The organism is uncultured Fenollaria sp., assembly GCF_934202865.1.
In the GTDB taxonomy this organism is placed as follows: domain Bacteria; phylum Bacillota; class Clostridia; order Tissierellales; family Peptoniphilaceae; genus Fenollaria.
In genome coordinates this window covers 1-19,798 of the sequence record NZ_CAKPYL010000022.1, presented here as the reverse complement: position 1 = coordinate 19,798, position 19,798 = coordinate 1, and the positions used below count along the sequence as shown (strand labels likewise).

Here is a 19,798-nt window from a genome sequence, read left to right as displayed (position 1 = left end):
TAAGCTTTATAATTACCTTTTAAAAAGTCGACTACTTCTATACTCTCTAGATTATTACCAACTCTCTTGCCAAGAGCTTTGTTCATTGAGCTTATTATACAAGTAGTTTTTCTATTGAATGCTTTGGATATATTAAGCATAGCGTCACAAAGCTCTTTTGCCTTATCAAAACTTTCCATAAAGGCTCCCGTACCACACTTAACATCAATAAGTAAGGAATCATTTCTAAAGCTGAATTTTTTACTAAGTATAGATGAGGCTATAAGCGGAATTGAGTCGACACTTGCGCAAACATCTCTTAGTGCATATAAAATTCTATCTGCCTTTGCAATATTTTCTGATTGACTAACTATGAAAAAACCTAAGTCATTAGCAGTTTTTTCTATCCACTCATCACTTTGATCAACTTTAAATCCAGGAATTGATTCTAATTTATCAAGAGTTCCGCCTGTAAAGCCAAGACTTCTGCCGCTCATCTTTAAAAATTTATATCCCATAGAAGCAAGTATTGGCCCAAGTATTAAGCTTATCTTGTCACCTACTCCACCAGTTGAGTGTTTATCAAGGATTGTCGAGTTTACTCCATCAAAATTGATATATTCACCGTTATCAATTATTGCTTTTGTTAAATAATAAGTTTCTTCGTCGTTAAGTCCATTTAAAAATATTGCCATAAGTAGACTTGATGTTTGATAATCAGCAATAGATTCGTCCAATATGCCTCTTATAAAGAAGTCAATTTCATTTTTATTTAATAATTTTTTATCTCTCTTTTTCTCAATGATGTTAATTATGTTCATTTTTACTCTTTATATAATCGTATGCATAATTAATTGCTATGATTGAGCTTGCGTTTTGAACTTCGCCATACAATACTTTCTTTCTAAGCTCTTCAATTTCGATTTCTTCTACTTCTATAAATTCGCCGTCATCAAGATTTTGTTCTGTCTTAACTAAGTCTTCAGCTAAAAATAAATCTATCTTTTCGTCAGAATAGCCTGGTGATGTGTAGAACTCCATAATGTATTTTGGATTTTCACATAAGTATCCTGTTTCTTCTTCAAGCTCTCTACTTGCAGCTTGTACTGGAGTTTCTTGTACCTCAACTAAGCCAGCTGGCACTTCTAATAAAGTTTTTTCTACAGCTTTTCTAAATTGTCTAACCATTAAAAGTTTTGTGCCCTTTATTGCAATGATGACAACAGCAGGCTTATGCTCTACTATCTCTCTCTTTGAATACTTTTTATTAGGCATTTCAATAGTATCAATACGTAAACTTAATATTTTACCTTGATAAATTTTTTCGCTTTTTAATGTTTTTTCTACTTCGATATTTTCCATTCTAGTCCTCACTTTTTAATAATTCTTTTGCATTTTTTATTGCTATATCACTTATCTTACCAGAGCTTAGTAGCCTTGCTAACTCTATTACTCTTCCGTCGTAATCTAGCTTTTTAACGTGGCTTATAGTTGCTTCGCTGTCGCTAGCTTTTTCTACAAGGTAGTGTTCCTCTGCTTTAGCTAATATCTGTGGTAAGTGTGATATTGATATTATTTGATATTTTTCTGCTAATTCTTTAAGCTTATTTGCAAGGCAGCTAGCAGTGTAGCCGCTAAGCCCTGCGTCTATCTCGTCAAAGATGATTGTGTCAATATTATCAAAATCAGCACCTAAATTTTTAATTGCTAGCATTAGTCTTGACATTTCACCACCAGAGATGATTTCGCTTATAGGTTTAACTGATTGACCTTTATTTGCACTCATCAAAATTTCTACATCATCATAACCATAATCTTTCATGGCCTTCTTTGTTTCGACTGAAATCTCAACTTGAATATTACTCATATTTAATGTTCTTAACTCATCTTCAAGCATTTTTGCGATTGTTTTAGCAAGAGCCTTTCTTTTTAGACTTAATTCATCCGCTTTTTCATCATAAGCTTTTTTATCTTCAATGAGTGACTTTTCTAAAGCTGCTTTTTCTTGTTCAATATTTTTTATTTCATTTAACTTATTATTTAAGTCTTCTCTATATGCGTTTATCTCAGCAATACTATTGCCATATTTATACTTTATTTTATTTATCTCGTCGAGCCTCTTGCTTAATTCATATAACCGCTCTTGATCATAGTCAATAGAGTCTGAAAAATATTTTATCTCTTCATTTATATCCTTAATAAGCTCTTGATAGTCCATAAGTTTTTCATACCAAGCCTCAGCGTCTTTTGAATACTCTTTTAAATCATCAACTAAATTACTAGCGTCGGATAAGATTGAATCAACACTGTAATTATCACTATCTCTAAGCATTTGATTAATGCTATAGGCAGTCTTTTTGATGTCTTCACTCGAGTTAAGTCTTTTTATCTCAGTCTCTAAGTCTTCATCTTCTCCATCTAAAATTTCAGCTTCATCTATTTCATTCTTTTGAAATTCTATAAAATCTATTTGATTATCGATATCTTTTTGATCCTTAGGAAGCTCTTTTAAACGCTTATTGCTTTTTTCTATCTTTAAATATAATTCATTTATTTCTTTGAGCAAGGCTTTATATGTTTCATCACCAAAATAATCAAGTATATATATATGTTCATTTCTATCAAGCAGTGTGAATTGCTCTTTCTGTCCCAATATATTAATGCTTAAAGCGCTTATTTCACTTAAATCCTTTAGACTTACGCTTATACCATTAATATAGTTTTCACTAGGCTTATCTCTATATATAATTCTCTTTAAAATAAGTGGACTCTTTAGTTTAGCGTTTAAAATGGAGTTTACTTTGCCCAATTTTTTATTGTCTATATCAATATGAGCTTCTATACTTGACGAATCAAAGCCATCTCTTATATGGTTTTTACTAGCCTTTGCCCCTAAAACTACAGCTAAGGCATCTACTATGATAGACTTACCACTACCTGTTTCACCTGAAATAGCAGAGAATCCATAGTTAAAATCAAGATTTAATGAATCAATTATAGCAAAATCTTTTATATATAATTTACTAAGCATTTCTTCACCTACTTAAAGATTCTTTAACCAATCTTTTTATATCAATATTGTTGTGATTATCATATCTTGTAAATAGAGCGAGATACTCAATATTGCCTTCTCCTCCCTCTATAGGAGACTTGCATATGTCATTTAAATATATGCCTTTCTCCCTAAAAGATAGAATCACATTATTTATTGCGTTTATATGTAATTTAGCATCATTAAATATGCCATTTTTTCTCTTTATCTTGCCTGACTCAAACTGAGGTTTTATTAAAACTATTAGCATTGTATCCTCTTTCACAAGTATATTAAAAGCATCCGTTAATAATGTTAGTGAAATAAAACTCAGATCGGATGTCGCTATGTCAAAGTTTTCATTAAAAGTTTCCTTAGTAATGTCTCTAGCATCAAAAGATTCATATGAAATAACTTTTTCATTATTCTTTAATGATGGATGAAGTTGATCTTTTCCAACGTCAAGTGCATAGACCAAACGTGCTCCACGCTTCACTAAAACGTCTGTGAAGCCTCCTGTTGACGCGCCTATATCAATACATGTCTTGTCACGAATATCGAGCTTAAAAGCTTCTATAGCTTTAATTAGCTTTAGAGCACCCCTAGATACATATCTTGTTATGTCGTTATCTGAGTCTATATCTATCTCATCATCTTCTTTGATATCATAGCTAGGATCTAGTAAAGCTTTTCCATTAACAAAAACAAAGCCAGCTAAAATTAATTTCTTAGCCTTTGTTCTGCTATCAATATTTTTAAATTCACTTAAATATTTATCTAATCTCATGCTATTTATTCTTCTTAAATATTTTTTTAAATTTTAAAATAATTTTTGATAGTGCAAAAATAACATCTCGATACTTTAACATTGCTACAGACTTGCCTAATGATTTGCCTCCAACAGTTGCAGCAGCAACAGATGCAGTTATTAAAGTTCCTAAGATAGCAACATTAACATTATCAAAATGCATAGCTATCTTTGTTAAAAGTGTTGCACCTAAAGCACCTGAGATAATGCCCGCCATATCTCCGATTACATCATTGCAAAAACTTGATACTTTATCGGCGTTTTTAATTAATCCTATGGCGATTTTACCTTCTTCAATATTATTTGATGCCATAGCATGAAATAGTTTCTCTTCTGCTGTAGTTACGCTAACACCAATGATATCAAACAATATACCAATCATTATTACTATTAATAGAAGTATAACTCCAACTAATATCCCGACATCTTCTAACAATATATCAATTATTGAAGATAGTATTATGGACATAGCAAAAGTAAAGATGGTAATGGATAGCGTCCATTTTAAATCGCTTTTACCAGCTTTATGTTTTTTGTCTTTATTTAATTTATCTACGCTTTTGTCTTTATACTTTTTCTTAGAATTTGAAATTTTCTACACCTCTTATAATTAATTGCAATTACATTGTTATTATACCATAAACAAAGCTTATATACAACAAAAAAAGCTGATAGTAATCTATCAGCTTAGTGGAAACTAAAAAAGTAAATATTACGGCTTAGGTCCAGTTGGTTTTCCCTTACTAAGGCTATATGTCACCAATCATAGCGGTTTCCCATTAATTTAGTAATTATATTGTCGCCAAATATAATACTGGATTGCCACTTAGTCCGCACTGTAATCCCTTTTTAGTCATCTTACGATTTAGTCTAGAAGTTTTCCCAAACAGTATTTTATATCCTTAGCCTCTTTTGCAATTTAGGTTTCGATAACTTTTCTTATTGATCTTTGGCCACAAGTTCAATAAAAAGGCCTTATCATCCGCACTAAATCACTCAAGGCAAGCTACACTATTTAAAAAAATAGGTCTACATAAGATAAATCTTACGCCTCCGCGACAGCAGGGTCAACGCCTACATGCCGTTGTAGATCGCCCCATCTGCCTTACTCTCAAAGAATGCCCATGACTGGGCGTCACAAGCACAAATCAAGAACTTCATCGATACGCTCTTTGGCGGATTTTTAGCCCCGCCTTCATGATATAAAATACTGACTAGAATACTACACCACTATGATAATTATACTATAATAGATGTATTTTGTCAATTAAAATAAGCTTATCTGATTGGTATCATGCATGTCTTTAAAAAAGTTAATTGATTTTAAATATGCAATTACCGTAGCATTTACTTGAGTCCTCTTTTGGAAGTCCTCTATGGAATTAAACTCCTTAAGCTCTCTCTCCCTTATAATGTTATTAGCAGGGTCTTTGCCAAGTCCAGCTATAACTGTAAATGGCGGAATGATTTCCCCATCGATAACAGTAAACTTTGTAGCTAGTGATCTATCTAGATCAATTGGTGATATCTTTATATTTCTTAGCTCCATCTCTTTAACTACTTCAGCAAGCGACAATAGGTCCTCATCTTTTTTCTTTGGATGAGGGTTTTGGCTAATCTCTCTTACTAAGGCGTCTAAATTTTCAAGTCTATGAACAAGAGCGTCGTAATCAAAGTCATTTATCTTTTGTGTAAAGTATGTTGCATAAAACGCTTGTGGGTAATATACTTTATACCAAGCAAGTCTATAGCTCATCATTACATAAGCCGCTGCGTGCGCCTTTGGGAATAGATAAGATATCTTATGACAGCTGTCAAGATACCACTCAGGAAGTGGGTACTTTTTAATCTCATCTTCATAATTTATAATTATAGTTTCATTGTCAACTATTTTCTTTTGTATTAATGGTTTTCCTTTTCTAACGAACTCCATAATTTTAAATGCGGTGGATTTATCCATGCCTGCGTCAATTAATTGGTTCATGATGTCGTCTCTTGTAGAAATAACTTCAGACATCGGTACGTTCATCTCATTTACAAGCTTTTCAGCGTTACTGTTCCACACGTTTGTGCCGTGCGAAAGACCACTTATTCTTACTAAGTCTGAGAATGTTTTTGGCTTGGTATCTTTAAGCATGCCTCTAACAAAGTTTGTACCAAATTCAGGTATGGCTATAGTGCCAACTCCAAACTTTAAATCATCGTTATTAATACCTAAGGCCTCTGTTGATGAGAAGAGTGATAATACTTTTTCGTCGTCAAATGGTATATCTTCGATCTTGGTATTAGTTAAGTCTTCAAGATTTTTGATTATGTTTGGAACATCATGGCCAAGCAGGTCAAGTTTAAGTATCTTACCGCTTATTGAATGATAATCAAAATGTGTAGTTATTATATCAGTTCTCATATCGTCAGCAGGTTTTTGTACAGGAGTAAAGTCTAGTATGCTCTTATTTTTAGGCACTACCATTACCCCACCAGCGTGTTGGCCAGTAGTTCTCTTTGAACCTTTTATTCTTTTGCTTAAGAACATTGCATGTAGATATGATATACTTTTATTTTTCTTTTCAAGATAGTCTAATATACAAGCAGCAGCTGTCTTATCGGCTAGTGTACCTATAGTACCTGCTCTAAACACAAAGTTTTCTCCGAATATTTTTTCAGTATTTTTATGAGCAGTTAGTTGATAGTCGCCAGCAAAGTTTAAGTCTATATCGGGCTCTTTATCACCATGAAAGCCAAGGAAAACCTCGAATGGTATCTTTTGTCCATCCCTATTCATCTCGTGTGAGCATACAGGACAGTTTTTACGAGGAAGGTCAAAGCCGGAGTCATATTTCGGATCATCAACAAATTCGCTGTGTTTACAATTTGGACACACATAATGAGGTATAAGTGGATTTACTTCGGTTATATCACTCATTGTTGCCGCAAATGATGAACCAACAGAGCCTCTTGAGCCGACTACGTAGCCATCAGCATTTGACTGCAAAATAAGTTTTCTTGCTATGATGTATAAAACGGCATAACCGTTGCCAATTATTGAATCAAGCTCTTTATCAAGTCTTTTCTTGACAATCTCTGGAAGAGGATCTCCATATATGCTCGTAGCTTTATTATAGCAGCAGTCCCTTAAGTCTTTATCAGAATTTTCTATAAATGGCGGGAATGTATCCTTAGGAATAGGTCTGAAATTTTCAAAATTTTCGGCAAAAGCAAGAGTATTATCAATAACAATTTCCTTAGCCTCTTCTTCGCTTAAATATGGAAAATTCTTTAAAAGTTCTTTAGTAGTTTTAAAATAATGATCGGTATTATTACACTCTTTTCTGCTTCCTACAAAGTTTTTTCTATTAAAAACTAAAACAGATCTATATACACTGTCGCTTTGATCTATATAGTATACATCACCATTAGCAAGGACAGGTATATCAAGTTCTTTTGCATTATCATATATTCTTCTGTTAATATTTTTGATAGAGTCCATTTCATGAAGACTTTCATCTTCAATCAAGTATAGATATTGATCTATTGGCTGAAGTTCGATAAAGTCATAATACTTCATCATCTCTTTTAATTTATCGTTTTCTTCACATCTAATACAAGCATTATATGTAGGGCCATTATAAGTGCCGCTTCCGATTAAAAGCCCTTCTCTGTTAGCATCTATTTGACTCTTATATACTATTGGTTGCCTATTATAATTATCGATATGCGATAGTGAAATAAGTCTATATAGATTTTTTAAGCCCACTAGATTTGTAGCAAATATTGATATTTTATAAACATTGTAATAGTTATTTGACTTTATTTTCGACAAAGCTTCTAGATCATTACAGTCTTGTTCTTTTAATAAATCAATGAGCTTTAAGAAGACAAAGCCGGTTGCAGTAGCATCATCAATGGCTCTGTGATGATTTTCTAGAGTTATGTTGAATAAAGATGTTAATGTGTCAAGTTTATGCTTTTTTAAATCTGGTAGTAAGTATCTCGATAATTCAAGCGTATCAATGTATTCAAAATCAAATTTTATGCCTTTTCTGCGCATTGAGCTCTTGATAAATGAAATATCAAACTCGGCGTTGTGAGCGACAAGGACTGAGTCCTTACAAAAGTCCATAAACTTTTCTAGCAGCTCATCAAAAGATGGACAGCCTGCTACAGTCGCATCATCAATTGTTGTTAACTCAGTTATTCTATATGGTATGTGAAAGCCTGGATCAGTAAACTCAGAGAAATTATCTATGACCTTACCATCTTGTATCTTCACCGCACCCATTTCAATAATTCTATCGTCAATGGCTGAAAATCCAGTTGTTTCCACGTCAAAAACAACAAAGGTGTTTTTATTATCACCTTTGTAATTATTAACTAGTGATTTTGTATCGTCAAATAGATTAGCTTCAACACCATATAGAGGTTTAATACCTGTTTCTATAGCTGCATCCATGATTTCTGGATAGCTTTGTACAACATATTTATCCATAAAACCAATGGACTCATAGCCTCTCTTTTTAGCTTCTTTAAAGTATTCTTTTGCTGATATGAAGCCTTCTTGGCTTGTCATTTTTGTGTGAATACCAATTTCAACTCTCTTAATATCTTCTTCTGCTTCATCTGATTTTTCTTCATTAATAATTTCATAGCTATATATCTTTATGCTCATTATATTTTGGAATAGATTAACATTACCACAAAGGTATAGCTTAACGCCATCTTCTATATCGTAGTCGTAGTCATATTGACCTTCTTTATTCTTTCTAATGAATTTACTAACTCTTATAGCTTCTTCACCATCATCAACGGCAAACTTAAGTAAAGCATAGTCATCCCTATCAACAAATTCATATTCAAAAACTTCCCCTTGTATAGTAATAAAGTCCATATCCGAGCTAATATCTTTTATTTTAATGCATTTCTTCTTATCAATTTCTTTTTTCTTTCTGAAAAATGATTTCTTTCCACTCGCTTCAGCGCTTGGCTCGCTCTTTTTCTTTTCTTCTTTAACAATTTTAAAGTTTTCACTTATTTGTTCAGCATTGCTCTTTAATTGATCAATAAATTCTTCCTTATTTATAATAATCTCTTTGCATTTAGTTTTTATAACTTTATTTTCAAAGCTTGAGCATAAGGATCTCATCAACTCTAAATATGGATTTGCATTGAAACTATCAAGCAAAAGCTGATTATCAAGAGTAAATGTATATAGATCATCAAGCTCTTCACAGTTAAATGAATTATCATCAATATCAGTAAACTCATTTCTTATCGAGTCAAAATATTCATTGCATTTTGTATATGCTATTGCATTAATATTTACATCTGATAAAGAGAATTTTAAAAAAGTAGACTTAATTAATTCGTCTACTTTTTGGCTTAGACTTTGATCTTTCAAATTATAATAATAAGTTATTTTAAGTGTTTTATCTTTAAGCACAGGGCTTTCAAAAAATATCTTATCTTCATTTGAAAGAAAGTCTATATTAATATTCAGTTCTTCAGGTTTAAATAATTTTATCATTAGTTCACATTCTTTCGATTTCTTTTAAGAGTTCTTCTACTACTTCATTTCTATCAAGTTTTTTTATAACTTTACCCTTTTTAAATAGGTAAGCAAATTCTTTACTCATGCTGATACCTATATCAGCGTTTTTAGCTTCACCTGGTCCATTAACTGGGCAACCCATAACAGCTACTGTTATATCTTTTTTAATATTTGCTAGTAGTGGCTCAAGCTCTTCGACTATAGGTATGATATTTATCTTAGTTCTAGCACATGTAGGACAAGAAACAAGGTTTACTGAGTCCCTACGTATTCCTAAAGCGCTCAGAATCTTCTTAGCGGCTATTACTTCTTCTAATGGATCAGATGTTAGCGATACGCGTATAGTGTCGCCTATACCGTCTTTAAGAAGTGTTCCTATAGCTATAGATGATTTAACTATGCCAACGGATGGTGATCCCGCTTCAGTTAAGCCTAAGTGCAATGGATAGTCACATAGACTTGAAAATAATCTATTTGCATCGATGCATGTATTTACATCTGATGACTTGATAGATACTTTTATATTGTGAAAATCAAGTTTATTAAGCATCTCAACTTGTTCAAGAGCTCCATAAACTAAAGAGTTTTCATTAACGCCCTTGTATTTATCTAGTATTTTTTTAGAAATAGATCCGGAGTTTGCCCCAACCCTTATAGGTAGATTCTTATTTTTACATATTTCGACTATTTCTCTAAGTTCATCTTCTGAATTAAGATTGCCTGGATTAATTCTTATGCAATCGTAGCCTTCTCTTGCCGCCATTAGAGCAAGCTTATAATCAAATTGTATATCGGCAATGACAGGCACATGAATTTTTTTCTTTATTTCTTTTATAGCCTTAGCGTCTTCTTCGTCATTGACAGCCATCCTTATTATATCTAGTCCATGACTTTCCATCTCAATAACTTGTTTGACAGTCGCTTCAACATCTTTAGTATCTGTATTAGTCATTGATTGTATTGTTATAGGCGCATCGCCACCTATGGCAACGCCGCCAACAAATATTTTTTTAGTTTTCTTTCTATTTATCATTTAATCAATCCTTTGATATCATTATATGTTACAAATACAAATAAAAGCATTAGTAGTGAAAAGCCAACTATGTTCACAATGTATTCCACTTTTTTATTTGGCTTGATGCTAGTAATCATTTCAAATAGAATAAAGACAGCCTTTCCTCCATCTAAAGCTGGGAATGGCAATAGATTAAAGAAGGCAAGGTTGATACTTATTAAGCCAAGTAAGAACATTACAGAGCTAAATCCGACTTTAGCTGCGCTCGATATGGTCTTAATGATAACAACTGGTCCTGACACTTCGTTCTTTTTTACTTTACCTTTAAATGCTCTTCCTAAAAATTCAAACATAGATCTGTAAGCGTATCTACAGGTATTTATACTCTCTTTAAGCGAGCCTAAAAAATCATAACTTACTTTAGGCATGATGCCAAGCTTTTTGTACTCAATAACTTGACCCTCATCTTCAATTGTAGCTAGTTCAGGTTTAACTTCTATGTCTATGATTTCGCCATCTCTTTTTACTCTAAGAGTATCACTTTCATTATTTGAATTAATAATCATATTTCTTAACTCTAAGAATAGTAGTGGCTTTTTACCATTATATGAAATTATCTCGTCATTTTCTTGTATACCGGCTATGTATGCAGGCGAATCTGCTTCGATTTTATCAATTCTTAAATCAGTGTAGCCACTATTCATATTAACAATTAAAAAAGCTAATATAGCTAATACTATATTCATAAAAGCACCAGCTAGTATAACTACAAGTCTCTTATATGCTTTTGCATTGTCAAAACTTCTTTCGTCAGAGCTATCCTCGTCTTCGCCTTCCATAGCGCAGTAGCCGCCAAGCGGGAATGCTCTAAGTGAATACAGAGTCTCTCCTTTTTGCTTTTTAAATATAGCTGGACCCATGCCAACGGCAAATTCATTTACCTTGATACCAGCCCACTTAGCCACAATAAAGTGACCAAATTCATGAATTGTTACTAAAACTAAAAATACTAAAATTGCTACTATTATACTCATCTATAAATTGCTCCTTAAAAAAACCATATTAGTACGAATGGACATACAAGTAAAACGCTGTCAAATCTATCCATAATGCCTCCATGTCCTGGAAATATGTAACCGTAATCTTTAATATTATAATATCTTTTAAGCTTTGAAAATATTAAATCTCCAAATTGCGCAACAACAGGCGCTAAAATTAAACCTATATAATAATATGGATTTAAATTTAGGTTAAAGTATTTTGTATAAAAATATGTGATTGCTACAGTTATGATGTATGAGCATACAGAACCTTCTATAGTTTTATTTGGACTTATCCTTTCGATAAGTTTATGCTTTCCAAAAAGCGAACCAAAAACATAAGCAAATACATCGCTTGATATGGCGATTAAAAATATTAGTATAAGCTTATCTCTATCAATGAACTTGTAGAAGATTGAGAACGGAAATATTATAAAATATGTTGTAAATATCAAACTTACAAAACTTCTTGATGAAAACTTTTCGTCCACAACACTTATTATTGAGAATATTATACTCATCATCATAAATATGTATTCATTTGGAAATGTATTTGTATATGTATTTGTATACACTATAAGATTTAAAAAGATAGCAAGAGCATAAACTAAAGTCTTTCTTGTATCTGCCATCATATGTAAAACTTCATATGAAGCTATAGAGGCGCATAAGAACATACCAAATCTATAGATATGGTTCATATCATAAATTATTAATATAAGCAGCAATAAAACTACTACTGATGTAGCTAGTCTTTTAAAAAAACTCTTCATTATATTCCTCCATATCTTCTCTGTCTACCCGAAAAGTTATCTAGGGCTTCTCTAAAATCTTCTTTATGAAAGTCTGGCCATAGTTTTTGAGTAAAGTAAAGTTCACTGTATGCAGATTGCATAAGTAAAAAGTTTGATAGTCTCTCTTCCCCGCTAGTTCTGATTATGAAATCTGGGTCTGGTATAGATGGATTGTAGAAGTAATCCTTTAAATCTTCATAAGATTTAATCTCTTTATTATCTTTTTTAGCAAGATTAATAGCCCTAATTATTTCATCTCTTGAGCCATAGTTTAAGCAGATATTAAGAACAAGTCCAGTATTTTTTGATGTTCTTTCAATCGCTCCATCTATAACAGCTTTTGAGTCCGGATATATTTCATCTAAATCACCAGATACGACGATCTTAACATTGTTTTTATCTAATTCATCGACTTGGCTGTTAATGTATATAATTATAAGCTTCATTAAAAATGACACTTCTTCTTTTGGTCTCTTCCAGTTTTCTTTAGAAAACGCATATAGAGTAAGATATTTTATGCCTGTATCTGAGGCGTACCTTACATTCTCTATAACTCTATTCATACCTTCTTTGTGACCATAAGTTCTGGGCATATTTCTTTTCTTTGCCCATCTACCATTGCCATCCATAATTATTGCTACATGATTTGGAATCATAACTATCTCCTTGTAAATAACCCCCCTATAAAGAGGGGGGTTAATATTTTACACTTCCATTAATTCTGCTTGTTTATCTTTTATAATCTCATCAATCTTATCAGTGTATTTATCAGTTAATTTTTGAGCATCGTCTTCAAAAGTCTTTCTATCGTCTTCACTGATATCTCCATCTTTTTCAGCCTTCTTAATAGTATCCATAAGGTCTCTTCTAAGATTTCTTATAATAATCTTAGTGTCTTCGCCTTTTTTAGAAACTATCTTACCTAGTTCTTTACGTCTATCCTCAGTCAATTGAGGGAATGGTAAACGAATAAGCTTGCCATCGTTTGACGGTGTTATACCAATGTCTGATTTTTGAATTTCTTTTTCTATTTCTGGTATTGTTGATGCATCATATGGTTGAATAACTAGTAGTCTTGCTTCAGGTGCTGAAACGTTTGCAAGTTGTTGCAGTGGAGTCATTACACCATAATAGCTAACCATAATTTTATCAAGTAGTGCTGGGTTAGCTCTACCAGCCCTTACTGAGTTAAGATCTTCTTTAAAAACTTCTATTGTTTTATTCATCTTTGGTTCATATTCTTGACTAAATCTATCAGGCATATTAATCCTCCTTTACAATAGTTCCTATCCTTTCACCTTCAACAACTCTGACTATATTATCAGGGTCATCTATACCGAATACTACTAGCGGTATATTGTTATCCATACATAAAGATGTTGCTGTTGCATCCATTATCTTTAAATTTTTGCTAAGTATATCAAGATAAGATAATTTATCAAACTTTTTCGCATCTTTATTTATCTTTGGATCGCTGTCATAGATACCGTCTACACCCTTCTTGGCTAATAGTATAGCCTCCGCATTGATTTCAGCAGCTCTAAGCGCGGCAGTTGTATCTGTTGAAAAGTAAGGATTACCAGTTCCTGCAGCAAATATAACAACCATCTTCTTTTCAAGTTGTCTAATTGCTCTTCTTCTTATATATGGTTCAGCTACAGCTCTCATTTCGATTGAAGTTTGTACTCTTGTAAGTACATCCATCTTTTCTAAAGCATCTTGTAGTGCAAGTGCATTCATAACAGTGCCTAGCATGCCCATATAATCTGATGTTGCTCTTTGTATATTAAGCGAATCTCTTCCTCTCCAGAAGTTACCTCCGCCAACAACTATACCTACTTCAACACCCATTTCTGTTATAGTCTTTACTCTTTTAGCGATTGACTTAATAACTTCGTTATCGATACCAGTCTTTTCGCTACCAGCTAAAGCTTCACCACTTAATTTTAAGACGATCCTCTTATAAGCCATATATTAGTTGCCCATTTGCTTTGCTACTTCAGCAGCAAAATCTTCTTCTCTCTTTTCTAAGCCTTCGCCAACTTCGTATCTAACGAAACGTCTAATCTTGATGTTTTCACCAATCTTAGCGATTTTATCTTTTAATAGATCATTTACAGTTATGCCTGGGTCCTTGATGAATGGTTGATCTAATAAGCATACTCTTTCATAGAATTTATGCATTCTACCTTCAACCATCTTTTCAGCGATGTTTTGAGGTTTTCCTTCGTTTATAGCTTGTTGTATAAGAACTTCTTTTTCTTTATCAATAGCTTCTTGAGGAACATCTTCTTCGCATAGGTATTCAGGGTTTGATGCAGCTACTTGCATAGCTATATCTTTAACAAAATCTTTGAATTCATCTGTCTTAGCAACGAAGTCAGTTTCTGAGTTAACTTCAACTAAAACACCGATTCTTCCTGAGTGAATATAAGAAGCAACTAAGCCTTCAGATGCAATTCTAGAAGCTTTCTTTTCAGCTGATGCTAGTCCTTTTTCTCTTAAAAGATCTATAGCCTTATCGATGTCACCATCAGTTTCAACTAAAACCTTTTTGCAGTCCATCATGCCTGCGCCAGTTTTTTCTCTTAATTCCTTAATTAATTGTGCACTTATAGCCATATTTACCTCCTAGTTTTCTTCGTTATTTATTTCTTCTTCTTTTTCTTCTGTTTTTTCTTCAGAACGTTCTTGTTTACCTTGTTTTCCTTCGATAACAGCGTTAGCTAAAGTTTCAGTTATTAACTTAACCGCTCTGATAGCGTCATCGTTTCCAGGTATAGCGATATCTACTTCATCTGGATCGCAGTTAGTATCAACTAAACCAATAACAGGTATACCAAGTATTCTTGCTTCGTTTATAGCTATCTTTTCTTTCTTAGGGTCTACAACAAAGATTAATTGTGGCATTCCACCCATTTCTTTAATACCATCAAGGTACTTAGATAATTTTTCTTTTTCTGCTCTGATTGTAGCAACTTCTTTCTTAGGTAAAACGCTTAAAGAACCATCTTCTTCCATCTTATTGTATTCTTCAAGTTTTTTGATTCTACCCTTAATTGTGTTGTAGTTAGTAAGCATACCACCTAACCATCTTTGGTTAACGTAGTACATTTCACATCTTTTAGCTTCTGATTCGATAGCTTCTTGAGCTTGTTTCTTAGTTCCTACGAATAGAACCTTTCCGCCTTCTTCAACAACATCTTTAACCAATTTGTAAGCTTCTTCAACTTGATCAACTGTTTTTTGTAGGTCGATGATATAGATTCCGTTTCTTTCTGTGAAAATGAATCTAGCCATCTTAGGGTTCCATCTTCTAGTTTGGTGTCCGAAGTGAACACCTGCTTCTAATAAGTCTTTCATTGCAATTACTGCCATGTCTTTCTACCTCCAAGTTTTTTCTTTACACTTCATTCACCTGCCGCCTTAACTAATGTTTAGCACCTGAGGCGTACATCGTGAAGTGTGCATATTTTTACTAATCAATTATAACATATAAGTTGATAAAATACAAGCATTTTCTATTTATAAAATTATTTTTATCTTCATCTTATTGAATATGTTTTTCTTATGCTAATAGAATTAATAAAAATGGATGCAGAACTAATATATAGCCTTGCATCCAATCGTTACTAATCAAATATTATTTTTCTATTTTAATCATATATCCATTCGCTTGCACGTATGAATTGAACTTTTTGTTAACAGCGTTCATATAGTACAGCTCATTTAATCTCTCTTGATCTTTTAATAAGACAGGTCTATTGCCAAGCATCTTAGTCGGAATGTACTTAACTTTGATTTCTTCCTCAGCACTTCGATCTATCTCAAGCTGTACTATAGCGGCCTTATCTGCCCTGCCTCCCATATTTGGAAAGATAAAGTTGCCTAAGCTGTAAAAAATGATACCATCGTTATAATACTCAGTTGCTTGCATTAAGTGCGGATGAGTGCCAACGATAACATCAACTCCCGCATCTATTAGTTTATGAGCTGCATTGATATAATCCTTTTCTTTCTTAGCATCGCTCAAGCCTTGCCAATGTATCGATAGAATTAGATAGTCAACTTGTGATTTGACTTCTTTTATATATGCAAGTCTTTTATCGACTTCATATGGATACATGCTTACTTGGCCAGCTCTTTTATCTGTAGCAAGCCATGTTCTGCTAGGTACAACTGCATTGAAGGCTATAAAACCTATCTTTTTATTTTTAACTTCAATTATTTTTGCAGATATTGCCTCATCAAGCTTTCTGCCACCACCAATGTATTGTACGCCAGCAGCGTCAAGTAAATTCATTGTATCTATGAAACCTTCTTGACCATAGTCAAGCGCATGATTATTGGCAAGATTTGCTATCTCTATAGATGAATTGGCTAGCTCCGCAGCTGTATTAGAATTTGACGCGAAATTATATTCCTTTTTTATATTTGCTGGCTTCTTACGATCAGTAATAGCAGTTTCCAAATTTATAAAGCTAATATCATCATTTTGGAATATTTCCCTAACGTTCTCCATTGGATAAGTCACGCCAAATTGATTAACTTTATTCTTTACATAAGTTGAATATGAAACATCGCCTGCTAGTGATATAGTTATCTTCTCGTCTACTAGAATCAAATTTTCATCGCTTACTACCACATCTTCTTCATCTTCCGCATCTTCAGCGAATGCACTATTACACAATAGCATAGATAAAAGTAATGTCAATACTATAGCAGCTTTAAATTTTTTATTCATTCAATCACCCTTTTTATTATTATAATGATTATATTATATAAGAAGAAAATTTGCAAGTTTAGCTACAAGAATTAAAAAGAGGTATGCATATACATACCTCCTAGTAATAATTATTATTAAAGATTAATTTTAAGAGCTATCTCTTGATTAGCAACGATGTCTTTTGCTTCGCTCTTATTAAGTGATTTGACTGCATCCATATTAGTGATGACTATAGGTGTAGTAGCCTCTTTGCCTTTTGACTTGATATAGTCTATGTCAAACTCGATAAGCTTTTGGCCTTTCTTAACATGGTCGCCTTCATTAACAAAGCCTTTGAAGCCTTCGCCATTGAGCTCAACTGTGTCCATACCGATGTGAACAAGTAGTTCAACATCTTTTGCCTTTAAGCCTATTGCGTGAAGCGTATGAAATAATTGAACTACTTCACAATCGCATGGTGCATATAAAACGCCTTCTTTTGGCTCTATGGCAATTCCATCGCCAAGTATCTTTTGTGAAAAGACTTGGTCTTTAACCCCTGTTATGTCTATAAGCTTGCCTGTGATTGGAGCATATAGATCAAGTTCTTTTTTCTTTGAGAATAGTCCCATATTACACCTCGTAAATTGCGTCTAATATAGATCCATCTCTATATTCACTGTAGCCAATAATTCTATCTTTTTTCTTGATGTCATTAGGTTCACCCATAAAGTTATCTGCAATTGCCTTTAGCTCTTGGATTGTCATAACGTTTAGGCCACTTGCTTTGAATTTTTCAATTAAATCTTGTCTTAATGGGTTAACTGCGATACCTCTTTCAGTTACCAGCACGTCTATAGTTGTTCCAGGTGTAGCGATTACGTCTACTCTGTTTTTAATAACTGGTAATCTTGATGAGAATAGTTTTGAAACGATAATTGACATCTTTGCTCCAGCAGCTGTATCTTGGTGACCGCCTGAGCCGCCCATTAGCATACCGTCTGCTCCTGTTATAACGTTAACGTTAAAGTCAAGGTCAATTTCAGTTGCGCCTAGGATAACTACGTCAAGGTTATCAACTACTGCTGATACTTCTGGGTTGCCATATTCAGAGCCGCTCATTCTTAAATGATTAGCATTCTTCTTAATAGATTCGATTGCTTTTAAGTCAAAACATTGTACATCATATAATGAAGTGAATAAGCCTTCTTCAAGCATATCTGTTAAATAGCCAGTAATTCCTCCGCTTGCAAATGAACCCTTGATATTTTCTTTAATCATGTAATCTCTTAAGAAGTCGGTAACTGCAAGCGAAATTCCACCTGCGCCACTTTGGTAACTAAAGCCATCTTTAAGTAGACCTGATGCCTTCATTACTTTTAATGTATCTTTAGCAATCTTAAGTCCAACTGGGTCCTTAGTAACTTTAGTTGTACCTGATACAATACCATTCTTATCGCCTATGCTATCTACCTTTAAGATATAATCAACGTAGTCTTCAGTAATGTCACTTGGATAGTTAGGATAGTCAACTATAGTGTCTGTTATAGCTATTTTCTTTTTAGCGTAAATAGCGTCTGCTATAGCATAGCCCATTGAGCCGCAAGATGCTTCGCCATTAACACCAGAGATGTTTCCCATAGGGTCGCATGATGGTGCTGCGATAAAAGCGTAGTCAATAACAACATCTTTATCTATTATGCTTCTAGCTCTTCCGCCATGTGATTGCATTAGTATTTTGCCTTTTAATTTGCCTTTTGAAATAGCTTTTGCTAAATCGCCTGATATATATGAAGTGATTATATTTGTTATAGTGCCATCTTCAAGTAATGGTATTAGTTCTTTATGAACTGGGAATAGTGATGAAGCTACAAGTGTTATGTCTTTTATGCCTCTTCTTTGAAGTTCAAGCATCATCATATTTAAAACAGCATCACCATTTCTCAAATGATGGTGTGATGAAACTGTTATGCCGTTCTTCAAATCAAGCTTATCAAATAAATCTTTTATGCTTTCATAAACTTTGCTAGGCTTTGCTTCTTTCTTAGGATAATCTTTTTTATCTAATAATTTAATATCATCATTATAAAAGCTCATCATATTCCTCCTTATAATTGCCAGACATCTTTAATGTGTTTATAGCTCTTAAGATAATTGGTCTATCAACCATCTTACCATCAAGTGAGAATGCACCTAGGCCTTTTTCTTTAGCATCTTTAAGAGCTTCCATTACTCTTATTGCATGGTCAATATCTTCCTTGCTTGGAGAGAAAATTTCATTGACATGATCGACATGTCTTGGAGATATTAAAGCTTTACCAGTCATACCCATAGCCTTAGCTTTCTTTGTATCCATGACTAAGCCTTCGATATCGTCTGTATCTGTCCAAGGTGTATCTATAGCTTGAAGTCCAAGAGATTTTGCACATGAAACGATTCTCATTCTTGAGTATTTAATTTCATCTGATTCTTTAGTTCTCTTTGCGCCTAAATCAAGTGTTAAGTCTTCTGCGCCTAGTAAAACGCCTTTTACTCTTTTTGATTTAGCAAGTATATTTCTTGCGTCTTCAACGCCTTGAGATGTTTCAATTAAGCAGAATATATCGTATTTTTGATTGTTTTCATCTAAGTACTTAGAAAGAGCCTCTACAGATTCTTGAGATGCTTTTGCAAGCATGATGCCATCGAAGTTTAGACCTTTTAGCGCATCTAAGTCTTTGTAGAAGTAATCAGTATCAAGAGGATTAACTCTTACATATATATCTGATCCGCCTTTTTCTTCTGACTTAAATGTTTTTAGATATTCTTTAACAAGTTCTCTTGCCGCATCCTTTTCTGGTAATGATACCGCATCTTCTAAGTCTATAATTATAGCGTCTGC

18 protein-coding genes are annotated in these 19,798 nt (G+C 33.2%); all 18 read right to left on the bottom strand.

Going from position 1 to position 19,798, the window contains the following annotated elements:
* On the bottom strand, positions 1–800 hold an 800-nt coding region (locus tag Q0E71_RS03670), incomplete at its 3' end, for a thymidine phosphorylase (protein WP_294796124.1).
* Positions 787–1,341, bottom strand: coding sequence for an NUDIX hydrolase (locus Q0E71_RS03665; RefSeq protein WP_294796122.1), 555 nt, complete (start codon positions 1,339–1,341; stop codon positions 787–789). The genes Q0E71_RS03665 and Q0E71_RS03670, both read right to left, overlap by 14 nt.
* A gap of 1 nt (position 1,342) precedes the next feature.
* Positions 1,343–3,010, bottom strand: a complete 1,668-nt coding sequence (gene recN / locus Q0E71_RS03660) for a DNA repair protein RecN (protein ID WP_294796120.1) — start codon at positions 3,008–3,010, stop codon at positions 1,343–1,345.
* Between the two features lie 4 nt (positions 3,011–3,014).
* A complete protein-coding gene (locus tag Q0E71_RS03655; RefSeq protein ID WP_294796118.1) occupies positions 3,015–3,797 on the bottom strand; it encodes a TlyA family RNA methyltransferase in 783 nt (260 codons plus the stop codon).
* 1 nt (position 3,798) lies between these two features.
* Positions 3,799–4,254, bottom strand: a complete 456-nt coding sequence (locus Q0E71_RS03650) for a hypothetical protein (protein ID WP_294796116.1) — start codon at positions 4,252–4,254, stop codon at positions 3,799–3,801.
* Positions 4,255–5,085: 831 nt separating this feature from the next.
* Positions 5,086–9,339, bottom strand: a complete 4,254-nt coding sequence (locus Q0E71_RS03645; protein WP_294796114.1) for a PolC-type DNA polymerase III — start codon at positions 9,337–9,339, stop codon at positions 5,086–5,088.
* Between the two features lie 4 nt (positions 9,340–9,343).
* A complete protein-coding gene (ispG, locus tag Q0E71_RS03640; RefSeq protein WP_294796126.1) occupies positions 9,344–10,393 on the bottom strand; it encodes a flavodoxin-dependent (E)-4-hydroxy-3-methylbut-2-enyl-diphosphate synthase in 1,050 nt (349 codons plus the stop codon).
* A complete protein-coding gene (gene rseP / locus Q0E71_RS03635; protein ID WP_294796112.1) occupies positions 10,393–11,412 on the bottom strand; it encodes an RIP metalloprotease RseP in 1,020 nt (339 codons plus the stop codon). Before rseP ends, ispG begins: the two co-directional genes overlap by 1 nt.
* A gap of 14 nt (positions 11,413–11,426) precedes the next feature.
* The gene (locus Q0E71_RS03630) at positions 11,427–12,191 is read right to left on the bottom strand and encodes a phosphatidate cytidylyltransferase (protein ID WP_294796110.1); all 765 of its coding nucleotides are present in this window, start codon (positions 12,189–12,191) and stop codon (positions 11,427–11,429) included.
* Positions 12,191–12,868, bottom strand: coding sequence for an isoprenyl transferase (locus tag Q0E71_RS03625; RefSeq protein ID WP_294796108.1), 678 nt, complete (start codon positions 12,866–12,868; stop codon positions 12,191–12,193). Before Q0E71_RS03625 ends, Q0E71_RS03630 begins: the two co-directional genes overlap by 1 nt.
* A 48-nt stretch (positions 12,869–12,916) precedes the next feature.
* Positions 12,917–13,474 carry a ribosome recycling factor gene (frr, locus tag Q0E71_RS03620; RefSeq protein ID WP_294796106.1) on the bottom strand — a complete coding sequence of 186 codons (558 nt, stop codon included), beginning with the start codon at positions 13,472–13,474 and terminating at the stop codon, positions 12,917–12,919.
* Position 13,475: 1 nt separating this feature from the next.
* Positions 13,476–14,183: a UMP kinase gene (pyrH, locus tag Q0E71_RS03615; protein ID WP_294796104.1), complete on the bottom strand. Its 708-nt coding sequence runs from the start codon at positions 14,181–14,183 to the stop codon at positions 13,476–13,478.
* Between the two features lie 3 nt (positions 14,184–14,186).
* The gene (gene tsf / locus Q0E71_RS03610; RefSeq protein WP_294796102.1) at positions 14,187–14,834 is read right to left on the bottom strand and encodes a translation elongation factor Ts; all 648 of its coding nucleotides are present in this window, start codon (positions 14,832–14,834) and stop codon (positions 14,187–14,189) included.
* Between the two features lie 9 nt (positions 14,835–14,843).
* Complete coding sequence (rpsB, locus tag Q0E71_RS03605) at positions 14,844–15,590, bottom strand: 30S ribosomal protein S2 (protein ID WP_294796100.1); 747 nt, start codon at positions 15,588–15,590, stop codon at positions 14,844–14,846.
* A gap of 265 nt (positions 15,591–15,855) precedes the next feature.
* Entirely contained in the window at positions 15,856–16,956 is a 1,101-nt protein-coding gene (locus Q0E71_RS03600; RefSeq protein ID WP_294796098.1) for a CapA family protein, read from the bottom strand.
* 116 nt (positions 16,957–17,072) lie between these two features.
* Complete coding sequence (locus Q0E71_RS03595; protein ID WP_294796096.1) at positions 17,073–17,549, bottom strand: PTS glucose transporter subunit IIA; 477 nt, start codon at positions 17,547–17,549, stop codon at positions 17,073–17,075.
* Position 17,550: 1 nt separating this feature from the next.
* Complete coding sequence (citF, locus tag Q0E71_RS03590) at positions 17,551–19,014, bottom strand: citrate lyase subunit alpha (RefSeq protein WP_294796094.1); 1,464 nt, start codon at positions 19,012–19,014, stop codon at positions 17,551–17,553.
* A partial coding sequence (locus Q0E71_RS03585) for a CoA ester lyase (RefSeq protein WP_294796092.1) occupies positions 19,001–19,798 on the bottom strand: 798 nt, incomplete at its 5' end. The genes Q0E71_RS03585 and citF, both read right to left, overlap by 14 nt.

Coding starts and splice junctions, on each gene's coding strand:
- Q0E71_RS03665 (WP_294796122.1), bottom strand. CDS start 1,341: ATGGAAAATATCGAAGTAGAAAAAACATTAAAAAGCGAAAAAATTTAT.
- recN (WP_294796120.1), bottom strand. CDS start 3,010: ATGCTTAGTAAATTATATATAAAAGATTTTGCTATAATTGATTCATTA.
- Q0E71_RS03655 (WP_294796118.1), bottom strand. CDS start 3,797: ATGAGATTAGATAAATATTTAAGTGAATTTAAAAATATTGATAGCAGA.
- Q0E71_RS03645 (WP_294796114.1), bottom strand. CDS start 9,339: ATGATAAAATTATTTAAACCTGAAGAACTGAATATTAATATAGACTTT.
- rseP (WP_294796112.1), bottom strand. CDS start 11,412: ATGAGTATAATAGTAGCAATTTTAGTATTTTTAGTTTTAGTAACAATT.
- Q0E71_RS03630 (WP_294796110.1), bottom strand. CDS start 12,191: ATGAAGAGTTTTTTTAAAAGACTAGCTACATCAGTAGTAGTTTTATTG.
- Q0E71_RS03625 (WP_294796108.1), bottom strand. CDS start 12,868: ATGATTCCAAATCATGTAGCAATAATTATGGATGGCAATGGTAGATGG.
- frr (WP_294796106.1), bottom strand. CDS start 13,474: ATGCCTGATAGATTTAGTCAAGAATATGAACCAAAGATGAATAAAACA.
- pyrH (WP_294796104.1), bottom strand. CDS start 14,183: ATGGCTTATAAGAGGATCGTCTTAAAATTAAGTGGTGAAGCTTTAGCT.
- tsf (WP_294796102.1), bottom strand. CDS start 14,834: ATGGCTATAAGTGCACAATTAATTAAGGAATTAAGAGAAAAAACTGGC.
- rpsB (WP_294796100.1), bottom strand. CDS start 15,590: ATGGCAGTAATTGCAATGAAAGACTTATTAGAAGCAGGTGTTCACTTC.
- Q0E71_RS03600 (WP_294796098.1), bottom strand. CDS start 16,956: ATGAATAAAAAATTTAAAGCTGCTATAGTATTGACATTACTTTTATCT.
- Q0E71_RS03595 (WP_294796096.1), bottom strand. CDS start 17,549: ATGGGACTATTCTCAAAGAAAAAAGAACTTGATCTATATGCTCCAATC.
- citF (WP_294796094.1), bottom strand. CDS start 19,014: ATGAGCTTTTATAATGATGATATTAAATTATTAGATAAAAAAGATTAT.